This window comes from Neisseria sp. HMSC065D04, from assembly GCF_001815675.1.
Classification (GTDB): Bacteria; Pseudomonadota; Gammaproteobacteria; order Burkholderiales; family Neisseriaceae; genus Neisseria.
This window is the reverse complement of sequence record NZ_KV821536.1, coordinates 49555-49829: the sequence shown is the minus strand read 5'-3', so window position 1 is coordinate 49829 and position 275 is coordinate 49555.

Genomic DNA, 275 nt, shown 5'->3' with positions numbered 1-275 from the left:
TCGTCTGAAAAACAAAAAGCAGCCCGCACAACCTGTTTTCCTTGCAGAACCTTTAACCCCAACAGCTACCCCGTCCTCTCTCCCCGTGGGAGAGAGTTAGAGAGAGGGCAACAAGCCGCAAGGCTTGTATGGGCAGTTAGGGTGTTGGGAAAGGTTGCGGAAATTTGGAGAATGCTCTCTCCCCAACCCTCCCCCACCAGGGGAGGGAGAAGGTTGCAGCAGATTTTGCGGTTGCAGGCAATTTGAGAAGCAGCTTGGGTTTACAGCCGTTGATT